The sequence below is a fragment of the Hymenobacter lapidiphilus genome (assembly GCF_013377885.1).
GTDB classification, from domain to species: domain Bacteria; phylum Bacteroidota; class Bacteroidia; order Cytophagales; family Hymenobacteraceae; genus Hymenobacter; species Hymenobacter lapidiphilus.
The window spans coordinates 27,846-49,922 of the sequence record NZ_JABKAU010000036.1 but is presented as its reverse complement, the minus strand read 5'-3'; the positions used below and the strand labels follow the sequence as shown (position 1 = coordinate 49,922).

The following is a 22,077-nucleotide window of genomic DNA, read 5'->3' as shown; positions in this document are numbered from 1 at the left end:
CGTTGATTAATCGACTGCTAATGATGCCTACTCCAAAAAACAGGCAATTAAAACTATCCATTATCAGGATACAGGTGCTATGAATGAGGTTCTGAGTCACGAGGAAATCGGGAAACTGCTTGGTTCGTATGCCGCAATCGAAAAACGGTTTGCCGAGCTGCTGCTCGAAATAAAGCCGCAAAAATCCGGGTTATCGGCGTTTCTGGAGCGTCTGTTGTCATCCAAAAACCCCTATATCGGCCAGCCTGAGCCTATCTGGCGCCAGGAAACGGAGGATATAGTCCGGGCACTTGCAGTAGATGATAGGCAGGAGCTAGCCTCGCTGATGAATCTGCATGCCCTGAATGCCGCCATTGAAGCAGCGCGCCATCAGGATTCAACTTTGGCCCGGCACGCGGAGGCATTACGCCTCTATTCTGAACGAGTCAGAAACTTTACAGCCAGGCAATAAGCAACCTTTCAATCCTGACCCAAACTCCGTATCTTTGCGGCCCTGCCAGGGTGGCGGGCCGGCGCTTCGGCGTTGGGTATCAAGCAAAAACGCGCTGCGGAGGTGGGCCCTGCTCCCGGCGTGTACATCAGGGCACTGCAATACATCATGGCAGAGCAAGTAGAGTTAGTTGACAATTTCGACTGGGACAACGTGGACGCTAGCGGCTTCGGTGGTAACTATACCTCCGAGCAGCGGGCCGAAATGGAAGAGATGTACAGCGGTACACTCACTACCGTTCAGGAAGAAGAAGTAGTAACCGGCACCGTGGTTGGCATGACCGACCGCGACGTTATCCTGAACATCGGCTTCAAGTCCGATGGTCTGGTGCCCCTGTCCGAATTCCGCGACCTGCCCGACCTGAAGGCCGGCGACACCGTCGAGGTATTCATCGAGGAGCAGGAGAACGCCAACGGCCAGCTCATCCTGAGCCGTAAGAAAGCTAAAATCAAGCAGGCCTGGAAAGCCATCTACGACGCCCTGGAGAACGATTCCGTACTCGAAGGCGTGGTGAAGCGTCGCACCAAAGGCGGCCTCATCATGGACCTCGACGGCGTAGAAGCCTTCCTGCCCGGCTCGCAGATCGACGTGAAGCCTATTCGCGACTTCGACATCTATGTGGGTCGCCGCATGGAAGTGAAAGTGGTGAAAATCAACGCTGCGTTCGACAACGTTGTGGTATCGCACAAAGTGCTCATCGAGAAAGACCTCGAGAAGCAGCGCGAAGCCATCCTCAACAACCTGGAGAAAGGCCAGATCCTGGAGGGCGTTATCAAGAACATGACCAACTTCGGTGTGTTCATCGACCTCGGCGGTGTCGACGGTCTGCTGCACATCACCGATATCTCGTGGGGCCGCATCGCTCACCCGAGCGAAGTACTGCAGCTCGACCAGAAGCTCAACATCGTTGTGCTTGACTTCGACGAAGCCAAGAAGCGTATCAGCCTCGGCCTGAAGCAGCTGACCCCGCATCCGTGGGATTCGCTGCCCGAGGACATGGGTGTAGGCACCAAGGTGAAGGGCCGCATCGTGAACGTAGCCGATTATGGCGCATTCATGGAAATCATCCCCGGCGTAGAGGGCCTGATCCACGTGTCGGAAATGAGCTGGAGCCAGCACCTGCGCAACCCGCAGGACTTCATCAAGCAGGGCGACGTAGTAGAGGCGCAGATTCTGACCCTCGACCGCGAAGACCGCAAGATGAGCCTCGGCATCAAGCAGCTCAGCGAAGACCCATGGACGCGTGGCGACTTCGCCGACAAGTACGCCATCGGTACCAACCACAACGGCCTTGTGCGTAACCTGACCAACTTCGGCCTGTTCGTAGAGCTGGAAGAGGGTGTAGACGGCCTCGTGCACGTTTCGGACCTGTCGTGGACCAAGAAGATCAAGCACCCATCCGAAATGGTGAAGGTGGGCGACCGTCTGGACGTGGTAGTACTGGAGCTGGACGTAGCCAACCGCCGCCTGGCCCTGGGCCACAAGCAGCTGGAGGAAAACCCATGGGATACGTTCCAGACGGTATTCACTCCCGGTTCGGTTCACACGGCTACCATCATCGACAAGAACGACCGTGGTGCGGTGCTCGAGTTGCCTTACGGCATCGAAGGCTTCGCTTACCCCAAGTCGCTTCAGAAGGAGGATGGCTCGATGGCTGAGAACGGTGAGTCGCTCGAATTCCGCGTGATTGAATTCTCGAAAGATGACCGTCGCGTTGTGCTTTCGCACCAGGCTGTGTACAACAAGCAGGCTGAGGAAGAAGGCCGCGCTGCCAAATTTGCCAAAAAGAAGCCGTCGGCTGGTGCCGCCGGTGCTGCTTCGCAGGGCGAAGGCAAGCTGAGCGACATGAAGAAGACCACCCCGGCCGAGAAATCGACCCTCGGTGACCTCGACGCGCTGTCGGCTCTGCGTGACAAAATGATGGATAACGAGTCGTAAGACTCAGCGTTCAGTGCAAATAGGAGAGGCCCCGGCGCAAGTCGGGGCCTTTTTTTGGCCCTTGCTGATGGAACGTCACTTCGAGCGGAGTGAAGAATCGAGCGTACTGGGGTGGTAATGGTAGCCCAACGACGGGAGTTGTCATTGCAACCTCAACACGCGCGATTCTTCGCTCCGCTCAAAATGACGTTCTTTTCTAAGCGCTGTCTCCAAAAAAGAAGCTGCACGTCGCCAACGACTTACCCGCGGATGGCCCAAAAAAGGCGGCCGGGCTTTGGCTGGCTTTGGATTAAGACGTATGTTTGCATCCTCAAAGCCCTCCCGGTGACGTGACCGAGCGGCTAGGTAGAGGTCTGCAAAACCTCCTACGGCGGTTCGAATCCGCCCGTCACCTCTCTTTTTGCTCATTGCCTGAACCCCGGTTGATTCGTTTCAATCGGGGTTTTTTGCGCCCACATGAAATCGGCGGGCAGCAGAGGGAATGAAGCGGAAGGCTGCCACGCAACTACGGTTTTTTGGAGCGAAATTTAGCGGCCCGGCTGTAGTTAACCCGTGCATTATCCTTACATTCCGTTCCTGCGTAGAACGCGCACCAACTCGTCTTCTCTCTTCTCTTTCTCTTTATGAAAATTGTGAACCTGCGCACTATGCGCGGCCCCAGCTTCTGGTCTGTTAAGCATTACCGTTTGATTGTAATGAAAGTGGATTTGGAGGATCTGGCCGACAAATGGTCGAGCAGCATTCCGGCGCTGGCCGAGCAGCTACCCGGCCTGCTCCCCCGGCTGACCGACGCGCCACCCTCCGATGCCGATAAAGCCATCCTGAAGAAGCCCCCGCTTACGGCCGAGCAGCTCACCGACGGCGAACCGCTGGGCTACGTGCTGCAGCATGTGGCATTAGCCCTGCAGCGCACGGCCGGCATGCCCGTTTTCTGGGGCAAGTCGTACCCGGCCGAGCACGAGCCGGGGGTGGAGTTTGTGGTATTTGCCTACCAGGAAGAGCGGGCCGGCCGCATGGCTGCCGAGGCCGCCGTGCAGCTCGTTGATGATATCTGCCAGGGCCGGCCGGTAAGCATCGAGCGCACGATTGAGGAGCTGCACGAAATCAGGGAGGAAGAGTTTTTCGGGCCCAGTACCTGGAGCATAGTGTCGGAGGCTGCCTCGCGCAACATCCCGTACATCCAGCTTAAAAACAGCAGCATCATTCAGCTGGGCTATGGCGTCAACCAGAAGCGCATCTGGGCCACTACCACCAGCTATACCAGCCACGCCAGCGTGGAGGTAGCCGGCAATAAAAACCGCACCAAGGCCATGCTCGACGCGGCCGGCGTGCCTGTTCCCAACGGCACCACCGTGTATTCGGAGGACGAATTGCGGGAGGCTATTGAAGAGCTGGGCTTTCCGATTGTCACCAAACCGCTCAACGGCAACCACGGTCGCGGGGCCACCATTGGTATTAAGAGCTGGGTGGAAGCCGTAGAAGGCTTTAAGGCTGCCCGTGAGCACTCGCGGGCCGTAATTGTGGAGCAGCTGGTGCAGGGCCACGACTTCCGGCTGCTGGTGGTAAACGGCAAGCTGATTGCCGCTGCCAGGCGCACGCCGGCTGCCGTAACCGGCGACGGCCAGCGCACCATTCAGCAGCTGATCGATAAGGTGAACGAGGACCCGCGCCGCGGTGTCGGCCACGAGAAAGTGCTCACCAGCATCAAGGCCGACCAGCATACTCAGGACCTGCTGCTCACCCAAAGCCTGACGCTGGAGTCGGTGCTGCCTGCCGGGCAGGAGCTGTACCTGAAAACGACGGCCAACATCAGCACCGGCGGTACGGCCACCGATGTAACCGACCTGGTGCATCCGTACAACGTGCTGATGGCCGAGCGCGTGGCCGGCATCGTGGGCCTCGATATCTGCGGCATCGATCTGCTGACTTCCGATATTGCCATTCCGCTGAATGAAACCCGCGGTGCTGTAATCGAGGTAAATGCCGCTCCCGGCTTCCGGATGCACATTTCGCCCACCCAGGGTCTGGCCCGCAACGTGGCGGCTCCGGTTGTCGATATGCTGTTTCCGGCGGGCAGCAAAGCCCGGATTCCGATTTTTGCCGTAACCGGCACCAACGGTAAAACTACCACTACGCTGCTGCTGGCCCATATTGTGGCGGCCAAAGGCTACAAAGTGGGACACACCACTACCAACGGCATCTATATACAAGGCGTGCAGCTGCAAAGCGGCGACTGTACCGGCGGCCAGAGTGCCGAGTTTGTACTGAAAGACCCAACGGTAAACTTCGCGGTACTCGAAACAGCCCGCGGCGGTATGCTGCGCTCGGGCCTGGGTTTTCATACCTGCGACGTGGCCATTGTAACCAACGTAGCCGCCGACCACCTGGGCATGCGTGATATTTATACCGTGGAGGATATGGCGGCCGTGAAGGGCGTGCTGCCGCGCACGGTGCGCAAAAATGGCTGGGCGGTGCTCAACGCCGACGACGACCTGGTGTATGCCATGCGTGAAAAACTCGACTGCCGGGTGGCGCTCTTCAGCATGGATGAGCACAGCCCCCGCATCCGGGAGCACGCCGAGCATGGCGGACTAGCCGCAGTGTACGAGGAAGGCTATATTTCCATCTACAAAAACAGCTACAAGCTGCGCATCGACCGGGCGGCGGAGTTTCCGGTTACGTTTGGCGGACGGGCAACTTTCAACATCGAAAACGCCATGGCCGCTGCCCTGGCTTGCTACTGCTACGGGTTCGAAAAGGACGAAATCAAGCAGGCGCTCCGCACGTTTGTGCCTTCGGGCGTGAAAACGCCGGGCCGTATGAACGTGTACAAGTTCCCGCAGTTCGAGGTGATTGTGGACTATGCCCATAATGCCCACGGCATGGAGAAGTTCGCTCAGTTTCTGGAAGCCACCGAAGCCACCCATAAAGTAGGCGTGATTTCGGGCCTCGGCGACCGGCGCGACGAAGACACGCTGGCGTTTGCCCGTATTGTGGGCCGTGTATTCGATGAGGTAATACTGCGCCAGGACCGCGACCTACGCGGTAAAACGGCCGAGCAACTGCGCGAGCTGATGACGGAGGGACTTCGCCTCGACGCCCCCGATATTACCATCACGTACATCGAAAACGAGATGGAAGCCATGGACCACGTGCTGCAAACTGCCCGGCCTGGTTCGCTGATTGTCATGTTCACCGAAGATATTAAATCGACGCTGCAGAAGCTCGACGAGTTCGAGGCCCAGATTGCCACGAATCACGGATAAGGCACCCCGGACTTCCCGGATTCTGTAGTCAACAAAAAGAGCCACCTCGTTAGGGGCGGCTCTTTTTGTTGACTAGCGTCTGGCTCGGAGTTGACAACCGGGCCAGTTACAACGCTGGTAATTCGGTCGCTCTACTTAAGCGTGAAGGTGGTTTTGCCAATTAGCACGCCGCCTTCATATAGCTCAACGGTGTGCAGGCCGGTTTTGTAGGCTGCCCCCTTGGCGTAGGTGAACTGCACAGGCTGGCGGGTGTTGTCGTATACGATGTCCTGCTTGGCCGTGTAGAAGGCCTCGGAGCCGTCAATCATGAATGTGCCACCGCCGGTGCTCAGGTTGTAGAGCGCGGCGCCATCCGGCTCAATCAGGCGCATCATGATTTCCTTGGTTTCCTTCGGCGACACATCGTTGCGGGCCAGGTTGAAGGTTACCTTAACTTTCTCTACCCGCCGGGCTCTGAACTCGTTATCGGTGTCTTCCTTTTCCTTGTCGCGGCTGTTAACCACGTTTACCCGGATGTTCTCTGACTGCAGGCGCGAGGCCACGGCTACTTTCTGGCTCAACTCCTGGTTGGAGCGCACAACCGACGAAATGGTGTCGGTTAGTTTGTTCTGGCGCTCTTTGAGGGTAGTGGTTTCGGTGTACAGCGCTTCGTTGTCGGCTTTGAGCTGAACGATTTCTTCGTCTTTCTTGCGCAGCTGGGTTTCAAAGTTGGCAGCCCGCTGCTTGAAGCGACGCTGTTCGGACACGCTGAAGCTGCTGGCCCGGAAGGAGCGAAGCTTCAGCAGGTCGGAGTTGATCTGGGCCAACTTGGCTACCAGCGAGTCGTTGGCGAGGCCCATGCCCTGCACTTCCTGGCTCTGGCGCTCGTAATCGGCTTTCAGCGACTCGTACTGCTTGATTTGGTCTTCGAGCTTGGCGTCTTTGCTTACCACATCGGCCTGGAGCATTTCGTTCTGCTTGCTCTTCTGCTGGTTCATGTAGAACAGAAAGCCGTTGATGCCCAGCAGCACCAAAACGAGGGCCCCAATCAACAGAAAGCGGTTATTGTTCTTCGGTTCGGGGCTCTGATCTTGTTCCATAGAGAAAGGGTTTTGGTGGAGGTCCGGACAGTCCGGACGCGGTAGTACCTTTGGGCAAAAATAACGGAGTTTGCTACCCCGGCAAGTGCCGAAGGTACAACCCCGCCACGAAATGCAGCCTGTACCCGCTCTCGATACCGCCTACTGGCAGCAACGCTACGAAATCGGCCAGACTGGCTGGGATGCGGGGGGGATAACGCCCCCGCTGCGCGAATATTTCAATCAGCTGGGTTTGCCCGATAGTCGCCGCATCCTTATTCCGGGGGCCGGCCGCGGCTACGAGGCCGAATACCTGCACCGCGCCGGCTGGCCCGGGGTGTTTGTAGCCGACCTTGCCCCTGCGGCCCTGGAAGACTTACAGGCCCGTGTTCCGGACTTCCCGGCGGTCCAGCTGCTGCTGGCCGACTTCTTTGCTCTGGAACCTGCCCCGCTCTTCGACCTCATCGTGGAGCAAACCTTCTTTTGCGCCCTCAACCCCGGCCTGCGGCCTGCTTATGCCCGCCAGTGCGCCCGGCTGCTGCGACCCGGTGGTACGCTCATGGGCCTGCTCTTCGATACCGAATTTGCCCAGGCCGGCCCGCCCTTTGGGGGCTCTCGCGAGGAGTACCGCACCTACTTCGAGCCGTATTTCGATTTCGGGCACTTCGCCGCCGCTATCAACTCGCTGCCGCCCCGTCAGGGCCGGGAGCTATTTATCTGTTTGAAAAGGAAGGCCACGCTGCCCGAATAGCCGCACAAACCAGTTCTCCTCACTATCTCTGTCCTCAAATACTTAAGCTCATGCTAGAAGCCCTTGCCAACGCGCTGCCGCACTTTCGTAATACCAATTCCGGTCAGTTTTTTCTGATGGCCGGCCCCTGCGTGATTGAGGGTGAGGACATGGCGCTGCACATTGCCGAGCGCATCCAGCACATCACCGATAAGCTCCAGATTCCGTTCATCTTTAAGGGCTCGTACCGCAAGGCCAACCGCTCGCGCCTCGATTCCTACACCGGCATCGGCGACGAAAAAGCCCTGCGCATCCTGCAGAAGGTAAGCCGCGAAATCGGCGTGCCCACGGTTACCGACATCCACGAGTCGGGCGAGGCTGCCATGGCCGCCGAGTACGTGGATGTGCTCCAGATTCCGGCTTTCCTGTGCCGGCAGACCGATTTGCTGGTGGCCGCCGCCCAGACTGGCAAAGTGGTGAACGTGAAGAAAGGCCAGTTTCTGAACGGGGAGGCCATGCAGTTTGCGGTGGACAAAGTGCGCCAGTCGGGCAACGATAACGTGCTGCTAACCGACCGCGGCAACTCGTTCGGCTACTCCGATCTGGTGGTCGATTTCCGCAACCTGCCCGCTATGCGCGCCTTTGGCGTCCCCGTTATCATGGACGTTACGCACTCGTTGCAGCGCCCCAACCAAAGCAGCGGCGTAACCGGCGGCCAGCCCGCGCTCATCGAAACCATTGCCAAAGCCGCCATTGCCGTAGGTGCCGATGGCCTGTTCATCGAAACCCACCCCACGCCCGCCACCGCCAAATCTGACGGAGCCAACATGCTGCCCCTCGACCAGCTGGAAGACCTGCTAATCAAGCTGACACGGGTACGCGAGGCAATTCGTTGAGTGGCTGGTGATAAAAAAGTACGTCATGCTGAGCGGAGTCGAAGCATCTCTACCGCAATACTAAATCTGGTGTCAGGATTAGTATTGCGGTAGAGATGCTTCGACTCCGCTCAGCATGACGTGCTTTTTTCCAGCGAGCAGACCACTCGATTATTACGCCCCAAACACCCGGGTGCGTTCCAGTAGCTTGTCCAGCAGGTTATCGAAGCGCAGGGTGAAATGCTGGCGGGGCAGGTTGGGGCGGAAGAAGACGAGGCCGATGTAGAACAGGTCGACGGTGAGCGTAACATCGGGGTGCTGGCGGATGGCTTCCCAGGCCCGCTCCATTTCGGCCGACCAGTGAATGTCGTCGAGTACGAAGACGCTGTTGGGCGTGCGGTGGGCGTTAAGCTGCTCGAAGTAGCGCAGCGTGGGCTCGTAGCGGTGGTTGCCGTCGAAGAAGGCAAAATCGACGGGCGTGGACAGGGTAGCCAGGGCAGGAGCGAGGGTATCGTCGAGGTTGCCTTCGATGAGTTCAACGTTTTTGGCTCCTACGGCCCCGAACGTCTGGCGGGCCACGGCGGCTGTGGCGGGGCAGCCCTCAAAGGTGAGCACCCGGGCCCGCGAGTCTGCCAGGGCCAGGTAGGCAGTGGTGAGGCCCAGCGAAGTACCCAACTCCACCACGGTGCGGGGCTGGTAATGGTTGACGAGCCGAAACAGCAGCTGCCCCAGCTTGGGCGGCTTGGCGGCGGTGCGGGCAATATCGCGCAGGCGGCGCGAGCGGCCGGCCCCCGCCACCCGCGAGCCGGCCCCGAAGTCGCGCACCGTTATGGCCGTGCTGTCGGTGAGCAGAGCGGCGCGGCGGGCCTCCACGGCCTCGTAGGCGGCAAACCGGCCCGAGTGGTTGACCACGTGCGTGTAGAGCCCGAACACGAAGGGCGAGTGCAGCCCGTGGGCGTTGCCCGAGCGCCCCAGGAAACGGAGGTAGCTGAGAATCTGAAAAAGCAAGGCGCGGTTGCGGAGAATTGGGTTGAAGCCGGAAAGGTAGAAACCGATTAGCTGATGAGCGCATAAGGGCGGGGCTTACCCCTCCCCACGCTGGACAAGCAGGGGGGAAGTTGCAGAACGACGTAGGGGCGGGGCTTGCCCCCGCCCGCCGTTAAATGATTCCCACACGGGCTGTTCAACGTAGGGGCGGGGGCAAGCCCCGCCCCTACGTTGTTCTATAAATCAATAGTCCTTCTGGAACCCTCAACTCATAAAAAAAGAGCCGCCCGGAGGCGGCTATAAACAGCTCAGATATCAAACCGAGCCATTAATTCAGGCGGTAGGGCACGATGAGGGTGAACTCCGGGATTTCAACGTCGAACTCGCTGCCGTCCATTATGCGCTCCATCTGATAGGTGCCGCGCATCTTGCCCACGCCCGATTTCAGGTTGCAGCCCGACACGTACTGGTGCGATTCGCCAGGTTCGAGTACCGGCTGCTGGCCTACCACACCTTCGCCTTCTACCTCGCGCACTACGCCATTGGCATCCGAAATAAACCAGTGGCGGCGCAGTAGCTTCACGGTATATTCGCTGTTGTTGCGAATATCAATTTTATAGGCAAAAACGTAATGCTCCTGACCGGGGCTTGAATAGTCGGGCAAATAGTTGGTAGTAACGCTGACGGTTACGCCCTGAGTGGTGGTCGTATTCATAACGGCGGAGTTCCAAAGAAGAAAAAGGGTAACAGCCCGGGCCTGCGTTTGGTTTACTTACCTCCCTCTACGCAGTCCGGGCTGCCAATACCGTCTCAAACTAACAAAAACTAACAAATAATACTGGTTCGTATGTCGGTTAAGATAGAAGAAAGTTGGCGGCAGGCGCTGGGCTCTGAGTTCGAAAAGCCTTATTTCCAGCACCTGATTGCCTTTGTGAAGGGCGAATACGCCACGGCCGAAGTGTTTCCGCCCGGCCCCCAAATCTTCCATGCCTTCGAGGCCTGCCCGTTTGATAAGCTGAAAGTGGTGATTCTGGGACAAGACCCCTACCATGGCCGGGGCCAGGCCCACGGCCTGAGCTTCTCGGTGGTTGAGGGCGTGCGCCCGCCACCTTCACTTCAGAACGTGTTCAAGGAGCTAGCCACCGATTTGCCCGCTACGGCCCCGGCGCCCAACGGTAACCTCGACCGGTGGGCCCAGCAGGGCGTGCTGCTGCTCAATGCTACGCTCACGGTGCGCGCCAAGGAGCCCGCCAGCCACCAGAAGAAAGGCTGGGAACAGTTCACCGACGCCGCCATTCAAGCCATTTCCGACCAGAAGGAGCACATTGTGTTTATCCTCTGGGGAGCCTCTGCCCAGAAAAAGGGTGAAATTATTGACGCCCGCAAGCATCTCGTGCTCAAAGCCGCCCATCCCTCACCCTACGCCGCCGACCGCGGCTTCTTCGGCAGCCGCCCCTTCAGCCAGACCAACGCCTACCTCGAACAGCACAACGAGCAGCCTATTCAGTGGTGAGTACGTAGCGCGTAGCAAACTGTCATCCTGAGCAAAGCGAAGGACCTTATCACATCAGATCGATAATCGCAAAGGCGGTTCGTTCTGATGTGATAAGGTCCTTCGCTTTGCTCAGGATGACAGTTTGCTACGCGCTGAATCCCTGTGTTAATGGACTAAGTTGAACAGGCGGTTCCAGCGAATTTTGCTCAGGAAGCTGCCATTCGGGTCTACTGACATCCAGATGAGCACGGCTTTGCCCACGATATGGTCTTTGGGTACGAAGCCCCAGAAGCGCGAATCGAGCGAGTTGTGGCGGTTGTCGCCCATCATGAAGTAGTAGTCCTGCTTGAACGTGTAGCTCGTGAGCGGCTGGCCGTTCTGCAGAATCCGGCCCGTGCCATCGACGGTGATGCCCTCGTTGTGCTCGTAGCGGGTGATGATTTTCAGGTACTGGGGCGTGTTCTGGGCCGTTAGCTGCACGGTCTGGCCTTCCTTCGGAATCTGCAGGGGGCCGTAGTTATCCTTGTTCCAGCTGGGGTAAGGTGCGGGCGACAGGGACTGGCTGTAGGGATAGTCGGGATTATTGGGGAACACCTCCTGGCCTTCGCGCTGGCCTACGGGCGTCTTCAGCTCAATAATGCCCTTCACGTAGGGCTGCTGCTTGAAGTAGTTGTACGAAGCCGGGGTCATGCTGATGAGGTAGCCCGGGCCGTACTCAGCGCTGTTTTCCTGGTAGGGCAGGCCGTCGGGCGTGTTGTACTCCACAATGCCCTGCTCCTTGAACGCCGTCATCAGCTCGTCGTTGGCCTGGGGCACCTGCAGGTAGTAGCTGTTCTGCATCTCGGGGAAGTTCTCGGCGGGCTTCCCATTGATATACACCTGACTCTGGCGCACTTCGAGCACGTCGCCGGCTATGGCTACGCAACGCTTGATGTAGTTGGTGCGCAGGTCGGCGGGGTGTTCGGCCTCGAAGGGCACATTGAATACCACTACGTCGTTGTTTTTCACCTCCGAGAAGCCCGGCAGCCGGTAGCTGGGCAACTGAATGGCTTCGGAGTAGCTTTTCAGGCTGGTACCCCAGACGGTCTGGTGGGTGAGGGGCACCTGCAGCGGCGTTTGGGGCGTGCGCGGGCCATAGTGCAGCTTGCTCACAAACAGGTAGTCGCCCACCAGCAGCGTGTGCTCCATGCTGGGCGTCGGGATGGTGTAGGCTTCAAACGTGGCCCAGCGGATGAGCGTGGCCGCAATTACAGCGAACAGAATAGCGTCGCCCCACTCGCGAATCGGGCCCTTGCGTTTCTTGGCCACAGGCGCGGGGCCGCCCGTCGGTGCCGGGCCGGCCGGATTATTTTCGAGGTATTTCTCCCAGGATTGTACTGCCATGATGCAATTGAGCCAGAAAAAGCGAACTGCCGGCCAAGGCCGGAGCGCTACGGTTTGAACGATGGAAGATGCGAAATAATGCGCGAACTGCGGATAAGCAATAGGCGAATGCGTGATGTTAGGAAGTAGCCGTACGAGGTAGGGATAGCGCAGCTAAGCCCCGCCCCTACACCGGTCATTAACTCGTTCACCTACAGCCCCAGCAGGTCGTTCATGCCGAACACACCCTGGCGGCCGGGCAGCCACTCGGCGGCCAGCAGCGCGCCCTGCACGAAGCCTTCGCGGGTGTGGGCCTCATGCTTGAGCTCGATGGTATCGGCGGGGCAGGAGTACGTAACGATATGGGTGCCGATAACCGCGCCCTCGCGCTCCGAAAGCACGGCCAGCTCGTGTGCCTCGCTGGTAGCCTCGTTGCGCCAGGTGGTTTTACCGGGGAAGTGCCGCAGAATGCCTTCGGCCACCGTCAGGGCCGTGCCGCTGGGCTGGTCGACCTTCTGGGTGTGATGGATTTCGCGAACCTGCACATCGTAGCCGCCAAACTGGTGCATTTTGGCGGCCATGTACTCGCTGAAGTGGAAGAACAGGTTCACGCCCACACTATAGTTGGAGGCGTAAAACAGCGGTGTGCCGGTTTGCTGGCTCAGGGCCTTGGCTTCGCCGAAATGGTGCAGCCAGCCCGTAGACCCACACACCACCGGCAGGCCGGCCCGCAGGCAGGCCGCCACGTTCTGGAAAGCCGCATCGGGGTGGGTGAATTCGATGGCCACGTCTACTTGGGCAGGTGTGAAATCGGTGATGCTTACCTCGGGCCGGCTGGGGTCGATGATGCCGGCAATCTGGTGGCCCCGGGCCCGGGCCTGGGCTTCGATGGCCCGGCCCATTTTGCCGTAGCCGATCAGGAGAATATTCATTTTGGAAGAAGCTAGAAGTCAGGCGCTAGTAAATAGCGGATAATCGGAAGAAAGAGGAGCCAAAAGAGCAGGGGCAGGATGTGGGTTGCCGAACCCCGTTACTTCACATAAAGCGTGAGGGCGAGGCCGGCGCGCGGGGCCTGCCCCGGGTTGGGAAGTAGGGCCGGGTCGAGGCGCAGACTAAGGTCGTCGCTGACGTCGAAGTTGCGCAGGTGGGCGTCTACCAGTGCGTCGAGGATGGTGATGCCGTATACCACGGCCGTGTAGGCAATAAACGTGTCGCGGTTGCGGCGGTAGAAATTTACGCCCCGCTGCACATTGGCTGCACTCGTTTCCTGGCTCACCCGCTTGCCCTCCAATTTGCTAATGTCCATATCCGGGTTGGCAATCAGCTGGTTTTTGCCGTCGGCGTACTCGCGGTAGCCGGTTTGGTAGAAGTACAAACCGTAGCCCACGCCACCCAGGCCCCCATATACCAGGGGCAGCTTCCAGTAGCGGCGGTTGTACACTTGGCCCGCCCCCGGCAGCACCAGGGCCAATAGCGCCGCTTTCTGGGGCCGCGTAACCCGCATGCCCAGTAGCCGCTCGGTACGCCGCGCCGAATCGGCGGCGGTCGGCCGTGAGGCTACCTGCACCGAGTCGGATCCGGCTGTAACAACCTGGGCCGAAACTGCCGACGGCCACAGCGCAGCCACGGGTAGGATCAAGGCAAAAAGCAGAGAAAAATGGGAGCGAAGCATACAGACGGAATTGGAGCGAGCCGCGCGAACGGCCGGAAAACCGGATCAATACGACCGGTTTCCAGCCAACGCGCTACACAGGGGCTCTGGTATAAAGTACCGGCTGCGGCTAGGAAGGCTGCAGAATGTGCAGAATACGCTGCATATCCTCCACCGAATCGAAGGCAATCTTGATTTCGCCCCGGCCCTGCGGCCCCGGCTTCACCATCACCCGGCTGCCAAAGCGCTCCGAAAGGTGGCGCTCGGTCCGCTTGATTTCGGCTACCGGTACCACTGGCTCGGGTGTGCTACCCGGTTTTTTGTCGGTTTCGCCGCCCGCGCCGCCGCGCACCAGCTGCTCTACCTTGCGCACCGAAAGCTCCTCGGCCACAATGCGCCGGAACAAAGCCAGCTGCTGGTCCATGCTCTCGATGCTGATGAGGGCGCGGGCGTGGCCCATGCTGATAACCGTGTCGCGCAGGCCGATCTGAATATCGGGCGGCAGCTTGAGCAGGCGCAGGTAGTTGGTTACGGTCGAGCGGTTTTTGCCCACCCGGTCGCCCAGCTCTTCCTGCTTGAGGTTGCACTCGCTCACCAGGCGTTGGTAGCTGAGGGCAATTTCGATGGCGTTGAGGTTTTCGCGCTGGATGTTCTCGATCAGGGCCATCTCCAGCATCTGCTGGTCGTCGGCCTTGCGGATGTAGGCCGGAATGGCGTCGAGGCCGGCCAGCTTGGAGGCCTGCAGACGCCGCTCGCCCGAAATGAGCTGGTAGGAGTTGGTGCCCGTCTGGCGTAGCGTAACGGGCTGAATGATGCCCTGCACGCGGATGCTTTCGGCCAGCTCGCGTAGCGCGTCCTGGTCGAAGTGGGTGCGGGGCTGGTACGGGTTGGCCTGGATCTGGCCTACCGGAATCAGGCCCACCGAGTTGACGGGGTGGGGCACTAGGCCGCCCATCCGCTCGCTTTTCTTCTCGTAGCTACCCTCAATCAGGGCATTCAGGCCGCGGCCCAGGCCACCTACCCGGCGCTTGGGAGTCGCGGGGAATGAGTTCTTCTCTTCGTTTTTTTCAGACATACCTGCAAGCCGCTCTCACCCAATAGCACGGAGCAAAAGCGGGAGTCAAAAATACACAAACAAGCGGGATGCCGGGATAAAAATGTTCCACGCCGACAGAAAAACCGTGAAACACGCGGCAGTGAGCTACTTAGCCGGCAAAATTCATCGGCTATCTACAGTTGAGGTTGCGGCTTCGAAAAGGGGAAGTGGCCCGCCTGCCAGCTTCGGCCCGCTAGGCTAGGGCTGCCGGAAAGGCAGGCGCTTAAAGCTGACGTTGCTCAGCAAGTCCTTCTCGTACACGGCCAGGCAGTTGGTGCGGAACTCCGCCGCAAACGGCTCGGAGCCGGGCTGCAACTGCTTGGGCGCGGGGCGGGCGGCGGCGAAGAAATACACCTTGGTGTTGCCGTACTTGGTGTAGGGCATGTACTCGCCGTACTGCTGCATTTCGGCCCAGCGGGCGGTGTCGGCCACAGTTACGGCATAAATGCGCTGCACCGGGCCGGTGTTGTTCTCGTTGCGGTACAGGGCCACCTCCGTGAAGCCACCGTCTAGGTCCTGGGGACCGGGCTGGGTCAGGGCATCGAACACGAACCACAGCAGCAGCGCCACTGCGGCCGCCACCAGCAGGTATTTAGGACGCAGCTGCATTTTTAATCAGGCTTACTGGTTGTCTGGTTCATAACACGAGTGTAGGGGCGGGGCTTGTCCCCGCCCGCCGTTGAACGGTTACCGAACGGTTCGTTCCAGCGGCGGGCGGGGGCAAGCCCCGCCCCTACAACTCGTGCGTTTCCTACGCCGCGGCGTCCTTGCGCTCCTCGTTACCGCCTCCGTTGATGGCTTCGATGTTCTTTTCCACGATTTCGCGGGCCAGGTTGAGGTAGCTGATGCTGCCCTTGCTTTCGGCGTCGTGCAGAATGACGGGGATGCCGAAGCTGGGCGACTCGCTCAGCTTCACATTGCGCGGGATGATGGTATCGAACACCAGCTGCTGGAAATGCAGCTTTACCTCCTCGACTACCTGGTTGCTCAGGCGCAAACGCACGTCATACATCGTGAGCAGAATACCCTCGATTTCCAGGTTCTCGTTCAGGCGGCTCTGGATGATTTTGACGGTGTTGAGCAGCTTGCCCAGGCCTTCGAGCGCAAAATACTCGCACTGCACCGGGATGATAACCGAGTGGGCAGCCGTGAGGGCATTCACCGTAATCAGGCCCAGTGAGGGCGAGCAGTCGATGATGATGAAGTCGTAGAGTTCGGCCAGCGGACGCAGGGCGTCCTTCATCTTCTCCTCCCGGTTGGGCAGGTTGATCATCTCCACCTCGGCGCCCACCAAGTCAATGTGCGAGGGCATGAGGTCGAGGTGGGGTAGGATGTTGGTTTGCAGAATGATGTCCTGGGCATTGATGCCGTCCACCATGCACTCGTAGATGCTGTTCTCTATATCCTTCGGATCGAAGCCCACGCCGGAGGTGGCGTTGGCCTGCGGGTCGGCATCCACGAGCAGGGTCCGGTACTCCAGCGCCGCCAGCGAGGCGGCCAGGTTGATCGAGGAGGTGGTTTTACCCACACCGCCTTTCTGATTGGCTACGGCAATGATTTTGCCCATGAGGTCGAAATAAAGCTGTTAGCTGATGGCTGCTAGCTGTTAGCTTAGTTCAGGTGGCGGCCAGACTGGCGCAACGCCGTAGAGTGGCGCGGAAGCAAATCCCGGCCGGGAAGATACCTTTGGCAAATATACACGGTTTCATGGTTCCCCTGCTTCCAATTCTGCCCCGCACCGCGGGATTTGTGCGTTTCCAACCGCTAACGCCACGGCTGTTCGGGCGGGTGCTGCAGCGCCTGCCGCTGCTGTTGGTACTGCCGCTGCTGCTGGTGCTGGCCGCCTGCACCGATTCGACGGCTCCGACTGATGCGCGCCGGGTGTTCCGCTACAACCAGCCCGAAAGCCTCACCTCGCTCGACCCCGCCTTCGCCCGCAACCAGGCCAATACCTGGGCCACCACCCAGCTCTACAACGGTTTGGTAGAGCTCGACGACAGCCTGCGCCCCGGTCCCAGCCTGGCCCGGCGCTACCGCATCTCGCCCGAAGGCACCACCTATACCTTCTGGCTGCGGCCCGAAGTTCGTTTCCATGATGCCGATGTGTTTACCGGCGGCAAAGGCCGGCGCGTAACGGCCCAGGATTTCGTGTACTCGTTCAAACGGCTGCTCGATGGGGCCACGGCCAGCCCCGGCGGCTGGATTTTCCGGGGCAAAGTGCTGGAGCAGGCTGGCGGCGAACCATCGGATACCTGCTTCGTGGCCGTGAACGACTCCACGCTGCGCATTCACCTGAAAGAGCCGTTTATCCCGTTCCTGGGCATCCTGACCATGCCTTACGCCTATGTGGTGCCCCGGGAGGCGGTGCAGAAGTGGGGCAAGGATTTCCGGGCGCATCCGGTGGGTACCGGGCCGTTCCGGTTCAAGGAGTGGGACGAGGGCAACGCCATCATTTACCACCGCAACCCCAACTACTGGAAGAAAGACGCGCAGGGCAAGCAGTTGCCCTACCTCGACGCGGTGCAGATTACCTTCATCCAGGACCGCAAAACCGAGTTCCTGACCTTTATGCAGGGCAAGCTCGACTTCCTGAGTGGCATCCGCAGCGGCTCGCGCGACCTGATTATGTACCCCGACGGTGAGGTGCGCGAGGATTTCCAGGGTAAGTTCCGGCTGCAGAAGGTGCCCTACCTGAACACGGAGTACATCGGCATGCAGCAGGACCTGACCAACCTGCGGGGCGACAACCTGACCACCGGCCGCGCCCTGCAGGATAAGCGGGTACGGCAGGCGCTCAACTACGCCCTCAACAAGCCCGAGCTGCTGGCCTACTTCCTCAACAACGTGGGCCGGCCGGGCAACTCGGGTTTTGTGCCGGCCTCGCTGCCCTCGTTCAGTGCCGTCAAAGTGCCGGGCTATACTTACCAGCTGGCCAAAGCGCGGCTGCTGCTGGCGGCGGCCGGCTACGGGCCAGGCAAGCCGTTACGGCTGCGCCTCAACACGGTGGCCGAAACCAAGGAACTGTGCGAGTACTACCAGAAAAAGTGGGCCGAAGTGGGCGTGCTGGTCGAAATTGACGTGAACCAGGGCGCCGCGCACGGCGAAATGATTGATAACGGCCGCGCCGCCTTCTTCACCCGAAGTTGGCTCGGCGACTACCCCGATGCCGAAAACTACCTGGCCCTGTTCTACAGCCCCAATTTCGCGCCCGCTGGCCCCAACAAAACTCACTTCAAAAGCGCCACCTACGACCGCCTTTACCAGCAGGCCAAGCTCGAACAAAACGATGCGAAGCGCTATGCCCTTTACCAGGAAATGGACCGCATCATCGTGGCCGAATGCCCGGTTATCAGCGTGTATTACGATGAAGTGGTGCGCCTGACCCAGAACAACGTGCGCGGCCTCACGCCCAACCCTATGAACCAGCTGGTGCTGGAGCGGGTGAGCAAGGAGTAAATGGGCGAGGAGAGTACTTGGGTGAGAAAATAGAGTGTCATTCTGAGCGGAGCGAAGAATCTCGCGTGCAATGGTAACCCTGTCGGCAGGAATTACTGTGGCACGCGAGATTCTTCGCTCTGCTCAGAATGACACTCTTTTTCTCACCCCTCTTTTACTCTCAATACCTTCCTCACCTCATTCCCCGTTAAGGGTTCGTGCTCCACATGCTGGCTTCCTTGATGAAAATGCGGCGGTTGAGGCGCAGCTGGCTGATAACGATTTCGGCCAGATCTTCGGGCTGCATCACCTTTTCGGGGTTGCCGTCGGTGAGGTTGTTGGTGGTGGCCAGCTCGGTGGCTACGGTGCTGGGCGTGAGGGCCGAAACGCGGATGTTCTGCTTGCGCACTTCCTGCATCAGCGCCTCGGTGAGGCCCATCAGGCCGAATTTGGAGGCACTGTAGGCGCTGGAGCCCGCCGAGGCCCGCAGGCCCGAGGTAGAGGCCACGTTGATAATGTCGCCGGATTGACGCTTTTGCATCTGGGGCAGCACGGCGCGCGTCACGTAGTAGGTGCCCAGCAGGTTTACCTGGATGATGTGCTCCCAGTCGGCCGGCTCCATGTCCATGAACTTGCCAAACGTGCCGATGCCGGCGTTGTTGATGAGGATATCGATGCTGCCGAGCTGCGCCAGGGCCTGGGCTACGGCGGCATCTACGGCGGCGCGGTCGGCTACGTCGGCGGTTACGACCACGGCGGCCGGGCCGCCGCCGGCTTCAATTTCCTGGGCTACGGCTTGCAGGTCGGTGGCAGTGCGGGCCAGCAGGGCCACGCGCACACCTTGCTGGGCCAGGGCCAGGGCAATGGCGCGGCCGATACCTTTGCCTGCGCCCGTTACGAGGGCCGTTTTGCCGGTTAAGTCTTCCATAAATGCAGCGGTTGGGTTGAATGAAGTAGTTATAACCCGGCGGCCAGACAAAAGTTGAGCGCCCGGCTTCCGGCCGGCCCACAGTTGGGCTTGCAAAACGTGCTTAACTTGCCGACGCAGGCCCTATAGGCGGCCTGCGTCGGCCCACTCGTCCGCACGTAATGCGCCATTTCTTTCGGGCTGCGGCGCGCCCCGATACTCGTGAAATCCCAAAACCCATGCTGATCCGTGGTTCTATGAAGCACTTGCACTTTGCCCTCACTGGCCTGCTGGCCGCCGCCCTGCTAACCGGCTGCAACCAGCAGCAGCCCGCCACCGACGAAAACGCGGCCTACACCGCGCCCAACCTGAAAAATGTAAAGGATATCGACCAGCTGTTTGCGCACTACTGGGAGGAGAATTCGCGGTTGTTTCCGCTGGATGCTACCACCCAGGGCGACAACCGCTTCAACAACCAGCTGCCCAACGACGGCACCCGCGCGTTTCGCGGGCAGCTACGCGCCTTCTACCAGAAATACCTCGACGGCCTGCATCAGTTCAAGCGCGAAAAGCTGTCGGTGAACGATAAAACCAGCTACGATATTCTCGAATACGACCTGCAGAACAAGCTTGAAGGCCTGAAGCTGAACACCTGGATGATTCCCTTCCAGCAGTTCTGGGGATTGCCGCTGAGCATGGGCCAGTACGGCTCGGGCGAGGGCGTGCAGCCCTTTAAAACAGTGCAGGACTACGACAACTGGCTGGGCCGCGTGCACGGCTTCACGGCCTGGACCGATACGGCCATTGCCAACTTCCGGCAGGGTATGGCGGCCGGGGTGGTACTGCCGCGGGCGCTGGTGCTGAAGATGATTCCGCAGATGCGGGCCATGGAAACCAAGGACCCGACCAAAAGCCTGTTCTATGGTCCCATCAATAAGCTGCCTGCCAACCTGCCGGCTGCCGATAAGAAGCGCCTCACGGCCGCTTACCAGACGGCCATTCTCACGGAGCTGGTGCCGGCCTACAAAAAGCTGGGCGACTTCCTCGAAACCGAGTACCTGCCCAAAGCCCGCGCCAGCACCGGAATTTCGGCCATTCCGGGTGGCCCGGAAATGTACCGCTACTACGTAAAAACGTGGACGACCACCGACAAGACGCCGGAGCAGATCTACCAGACCGGCCTGCAGGAAGTGGCCCGCATCCGAAGCGAGATGGAAAAGGTGAAGGCGCAGGTTGGCTTTAAGGGCGACCTGAAGGCCTTCTTCGAGAGCCTTAAAACCAATCCCGAGCTGATGCCCTACAAAACGCCCGAGGAAGTGTTGGATGGGTTCCGGGCTATTCAGGCCAAAATGGAACCCAACCTGAAGAAAATGTTCAGCCGAGTACCCAAAACGCCGTTCGAAATCCGCCAGACGGAAGCCTTCCGTGCCGCTTCGGCTTCGGCCGAGTACAACCAGGGCTCCCCCGACGGCTCGCGCCCCGGCGTCTTCTACATCCCGATTCTCGATGCCACCAAGTTCAACATCACCTCGGGCATGGAGTCGCTATTTCTGCACGAGGCCATTCCGGGCCACCACTACCAGATTTCCTTGCAGCAGGAAAACACCGAGCTGCCCAAGTTCCGGCGCTTTGCCTGGTACGGGGCCATGGGCGAGGGCTGGGCGCTGTACGCCGAAAGCCTGGGCAAGGAACTGGGCCTCTACACCGACCCCTACCAGTACATGGGCTCATTGGGCGACGAAATGCACCGCGCCGTGCGCCTGGTAGTCGATGTGGCCATGCACACCAAAAGTATGACCCGCGAGCAGGCCATCCGGTACATGATGGCCAACGAGGCCATCAGTGAGGAGGGTGCCACGGCCGAGATTGAGCGCTACATGGCTATTCCGGGGCAGGCATTGAGCTATAAAATCGGGGCCCTTAAGCTGCGGGAGCTGCGCCAGAAATACGAGCAGCAGCTGGGCGGCAATACCAACCGCCTGCGCGAGCAGTACGCCGGCCAGAACCGCGCCCACTTCAATCTCAGCGACTTCCACGACGAACTGCTCCACGACGGTGTGATGCCACTGGCCGTGCTGGAGCATAAAATGGATACCTGGGCCGCCAACGAGAAGTAGGGGCGGCCTGCCAACCACGAAGCGGTGGGATGCGTTAGGAAAGATTCCCTTCTTTTCTAACGCATAAGCTGCTTTATATATGACGAAATATCATTGGCAAACCGTGGGCCTGGGCGCCCTGGCAGGCTTTCGCAGCATGACGGCCCCGGCCTTATTGAGCAGCAACCTGCTTACTTACCATCCCAAGGCGCTGGCCGGCTCGCCGCTACGCTACCTGCAAAAGCCCTGGGTGGCGCAGGGCCTCAAGTTGCTGGCCGCCGGTGAAATGGTAGGCGACAAGCTTCCCCAGATACCCGACCGGATTGCGCCCACCGCCCTGCTGGGCCGGGCTGCCTCGGGGGCGCTGGTGGGGGCCACCATTTTTCGGATCAACCACGACAAAGCTCTGAACGGGGCCGTGCTGGGGGTGCTGGCCGCCGTGGCGGGTAGTTATCTGAGCTTCTTTATGCGCAAGCAGGCCACTATCGAATCGGGCCTGCCGGGCGGCTTGGTAGGAGGCTTCGAGGATTTGCTGACGCTGGGCTCGGGCCTGGCCCTCACCAAAGGCACCGATGTAGGCAAACCCCAGCCCCGTGCCTGGAATCTATAAGCCGGGCGCTCAATAGCTGTACAACTGTCTTCAAGTACAATGCCCCGCCGGAATATCCGGCGGGGCATTGTGCTTGAAGAG

19 protein-coding genes and 1 tRNA gene are annotated in these 22,077 nt (G+C 59.7%); 10 read left to right on the top strand and 10 right to left on the bottom strand.

Annotated elements, in window-relative coordinates:
* The first annotated feature begins 79 nt into the window (after positions 1–79).
* The 4 genes from HW554_RS16250 to cphA all read left to right on the top strand — a co-directional run bounded on the left by HW554_RS16250 (position 80) and on the right by cphA (position 5,694).
* Positions 80–451, top strand: coding sequence for a hypothetical protein (locus tag HW554_RS16250; protein ID WP_176909635.1), 372 nt, complete (start codon positions 80–82; stop codon positions 449–451).
* A 147-nt stretch (positions 452–598) separates the two neighbouring features.
* Positions 599–2,428, top strand: coding sequence for a 30S ribosomal protein S1 (rpsA, locus tag HW554_RS16245; protein ID WP_176909634.1), 1,830 nt, complete (start codon positions 599–601; stop codon positions 2,426–2,428).
* Between the two features lie 323 nt (positions 2,429–2,751).
* Positions 2,752–2,822 (top strand) — tRNA-Cys (locus tag HW554_RS16240).
* A gap of 229 nt (positions 2,823–3,051) precedes the next feature.
* Positions 3,052–5,694 (top strand): cyanophycin synthetase, encoded by a 2,643-nt coding sequence (gene cphA, locus HW554_RS16235; protein ID WP_176909633.1) that lies wholly within the window; start codon positions 3,052–3,054, stop codon positions 5,692–5,694.
* A gap of 131 nt (positions 5,695–5,825) precedes the next feature.
* Here cphA and HW554_RS16230 read toward each other — a convergent pair whose 3' ends face one another.
* Positions 5,826–6,773: a hypothetical protein gene (locus tag HW554_RS16230; protein ID WP_176909632.1), complete on the bottom strand. Its 948-nt coding sequence runs from the start codon at positions 6,771–6,773 to the stop codon at positions 5,826–5,828.
* Positions 6,774–6,885: 112 nt separating this feature from the next.
* On the opposite strand from HW554_RS16230, the gene HW554_RS16225 reads away from it, so the two are divergent.
* Positions 6,886–7,503 carry a methyltransferase domain-containing protein gene (locus HW554_RS16225; RefSeq protein ID WP_176909631.1) on the top strand — a complete coding sequence of 206 codons (618 nt, stop codon included), beginning with the start codon at positions 6,886–6,888 and terminating at the stop codon, positions 7,501–7,503.
* A gap of 50 nt (positions 7,504–7,553) precedes the next feature.
* Entirely contained in the window at positions 7,554–8,378 is an 825-nt protein-coding gene (kdsA, locus tag HW554_RS16220; protein WP_176909630.1) for a 3-deoxy-8-phosphooctulonate synthase, read from the top strand.
* Positions 8,379–8,531: 153 nt separating this feature from the next.
* On the opposite strand, the gene HW554_RS16215 is transcribed toward kdsA, so the two are convergent.
* A complete protein-coding gene (locus tag HW554_RS16215; protein ID WP_176909629.1) occupies positions 8,532–9,365 on the bottom strand; it encodes an O-methyltransferase in 834 nt (277 codons plus the stop codon).
* A gap of 307 nt (positions 9,366–9,672) precedes the next feature.
* Entirely contained in the window at positions 9,673–10,059 is a 387-nt protein-coding gene (gene apaG / locus HW554_RS16210) for a Co2+/Mg2+ efflux protein ApaG (protein ID WP_116942034.1), read from the bottom strand.
* A 132-nt stretch (positions 10,060–10,191) separates the two neighbouring features.
* Here apaG and HW554_RS16205 point away from each other — a divergent pair, with 132 nt between their 5' ends.
* Entirely contained in the window at positions 10,192–10,857 is a 666-nt protein-coding gene (locus tag HW554_RS16205; protein ID WP_176909628.1) for a uracil-DNA glycosylase, read from the top strand.
* 147 nt (positions 10,858–11,004) lie between these two features.
* On the opposite strand, the gene lepB is transcribed toward HW554_RS16205, so the two are convergent.
* The 6 genes from lepB to HW554_RS16175 form a co-directional block, all read right to left on the bottom strand.
* A complete protein-coding gene (lepB, locus tag HW554_RS16200) occupies positions 11,005–12,222 on the bottom strand; it encodes a signal peptidase I (protein WP_176909627.1) in 1,218 nt (405 codons plus the stop codon).
* 191 nt (positions 12,223–12,413) lie between these two features.
* Complete coding sequence (gene dapB / locus HW554_RS16195; RefSeq protein ID WP_176909626.1) at positions 12,414–13,133, bottom strand: 4-hydroxy-tetrahydrodipicolinate reductase; 720 nt, start codon at positions 13,131–13,133, stop codon at positions 12,414–12,416.
* A 98-nt stretch (positions 13,134–13,231) separates the two neighbouring features.
* A complete protein-coding gene (locus HW554_RS16190) occupies positions 13,232–13,828 on the bottom strand; it encodes a DUF5683 domain-containing protein (protein ID WP_176909625.1) in 597 nt (198 codons plus the stop codon).
* Positions 13,829–13,982: 154 nt separating this feature from the next.
* Complete coding sequence (locus HW554_RS16185) at positions 13,983–14,927, bottom strand: ParB/RepB/Spo0J family partition protein (RefSeq protein WP_176909624.1); 945 nt, start codon at positions 14,925–14,927, stop codon at positions 13,983–13,985.
* 219 nt (positions 14,928–15,146) lie between these two features.
* Positions 15,147–15,557 carry a hypothetical protein gene (locus HW554_RS16180; RefSeq protein ID WP_176909623.1) on the bottom strand — a complete coding sequence of 137 codons (411 nt, stop codon included), beginning with the start codon at positions 15,555–15,557 and terminating at the stop codon, positions 15,147–15,149.
* Between the two features lie 142 nt (positions 15,558–15,699).
* Positions 15,700–16,515 carry a ParA family protein gene (locus HW554_RS16175; protein ID WP_176909622.1) on the bottom strand — a complete coding sequence of 272 codons (816 nt, stop codon included), beginning with the start codon at positions 16,513–16,515 and terminating at the stop codon, positions 15,700–15,702.
* 140 nt (positions 16,516–16,655) lie between these two features.
* Here HW554_RS16175 and HW554_RS16170 point away from each other — a divergent pair, with 140 nt between their 5' ends.
* Positions 16,656–18,404 carry an ABC transporter substrate-binding protein gene (locus tag HW554_RS16170; RefSeq protein WP_176909621.1) on the top strand — a complete coding sequence of 583 codons (1,749 nt, stop codon included), beginning with the start codon at positions 16,656–16,658 and terminating at the stop codon, positions 18,402–18,404.
* Between the two features lie 187 nt (positions 18,405–18,591).
* On the opposite strand, the gene HW554_RS16165 is transcribed toward HW554_RS16170, so the two are convergent.
* Positions 18,592–19,311, bottom strand: coding sequence for a 3-ketoacyl-ACP reductase (locus HW554_RS16165; RefSeq protein WP_176909620.1), 720 nt, complete (start codon positions 19,309–19,311; stop codon positions 18,592–18,594).
* A 236-nt stretch (positions 19,312–19,547) separates the two neighbouring features.
* On the opposite strand from HW554_RS16165, the gene HW554_RS16160 reads away from it, so the two are divergent.
* Together HW554_RS16160 and HW554_RS16155 are read left to right on the top strand one after the other, a co-directional pair.
* Positions 19,548–21,407 (top strand): DUF885 domain-containing protein, encoded by a 1,860-nt coding sequence (locus tag HW554_RS16160; protein ID WP_176909619.1) that lies wholly within the window; start codon positions 19,548–19,550, stop codon positions 21,405–21,407.
* Positions 21,408–21,486: 79 nt separating this feature from the next.
* Positions 21,487–21,996: a DUF4126 family protein gene (locus HW554_RS16155; protein WP_176909618.1), complete on the top strand. Its 510-nt coding sequence runs from the start codon at positions 21,487–21,489 to the stop codon at positions 21,994–21,996.
* Positions 21,997–22,077 lie beyond the last annotated feature (81 nt).

Excerpts from the sequence above, each read along its gene's own strand:
- HW554_RS16250 (WP_176909635.1), top strand. The coding sequence starts at position 80 with ATGAATGAGGTTCTGAGTCACGAGGAAATCGGGAAACTGCTTGGTTCG.
- rpsA (WP_176909634.1), top strand. The coding sequence starts at position 599 with ATGGCAGAGCAAGTAGAGTTAGTTGACAATTTCGACTGGGACAACGTG.
- cphA (WP_176909633.1), top strand. The coding sequence starts at position 3,052 with ATGAAAATTGTGAACCTGCGCACTATGCGCGGCCCCAGCTTCTGGTCT.
- HW554_RS16230 (WP_176909632.1), bottom strand. The coding sequence starts at position 6,773 with ATGGAACAAGATCAGAGCCCCGAACCGAAGAACAATAACCGCTTTCTG.
- HW554_RS16225 (WP_176909631.1), top strand. The coding sequence starts at position 6,886 with ATGCAGCCTGTACCCGCTCTCGATACCGCCTACTGGCAGCAACGCTAC.
- kdsA (WP_176909630.1), top strand. The coding sequence starts at position 7,554 with ATGCTAGAAGCCCTTGCCAACGCGCTGCCGCACTTTCGTAATACCAAT.
- apaG (WP_116942034.1), bottom strand. The coding sequence starts at position 10,059 with ATGAATACGACCACCACTCAGGGCGTAACCGTCAGCGTTACTACCAAC.
- HW554_RS16205 (WP_176909628.1), top strand. The coding sequence starts at position 10,192 with ATGTCGGTTAAGATAGAAGAAAGTTGGCGGCAGGCGCTGGGCTCTGAG.
- lepB (WP_176909627.1), bottom strand. The coding sequence starts at position 12,222 with ATGGCAGTACAATCCTGGGAGAAATACCTCGAAAATAATCCGGCCGGC.
- dapB (WP_176909626.1), bottom strand. The coding sequence starts at position 13,133 with ATGAATATTCTCCTGATCGGCTACGGCAAAATGGGCCGGGCCATCGAA.
- HW554_RS16185 (WP_176909624.1), bottom strand. The coding sequence starts at position 14,927 with ATGTCTGAAAAAAACGAAGAGAAGAACTCATTCCCCGCGACTCCCAAG.
- HW554_RS16180 (WP_176909623.1), bottom strand. The coding sequence starts at position 15,557 with ATGCAGCTGCGTCCTAAATACCTGCTGGTGGCGGCCGCAGTGGCGCTG.
- HW554_RS16175 (WP_176909622.1), bottom strand. The coding sequence starts at position 16,515 with ATGGGCAAAATCATTGCCGTAGCCAATCAGAAAGGCGGTGTGGGTAAA.
- HW554_RS16170 (WP_176909621.1), top strand. The coding sequence starts at position 16,656 with ATGGTTCCCCTGCTTCCAATTCTGCCCCGCACCGCGGGATTTGTGCGT.
- HW554_RS16165 (WP_176909620.1), bottom strand. The coding sequence starts at position 19,311 with ATGGAAGACTTAACCGGCAAAACGGCCCTCGTAACGGGCGCAGGCAAA.
- HW554_RS16160 (WP_176909619.1), top strand. The coding sequence starts at position 19,548 with ATGAAGCACTTGCACTTTGCCCTCACTGGCCTGCTGGCCGCCGCCCTG.
- HW554_RS16155 (WP_176909618.1), top strand. The coding sequence starts at position 21,487 with ATGACGAAATATCATTGGCAAACCGTGGGCCTGGGCGCCCTGGCAGGC.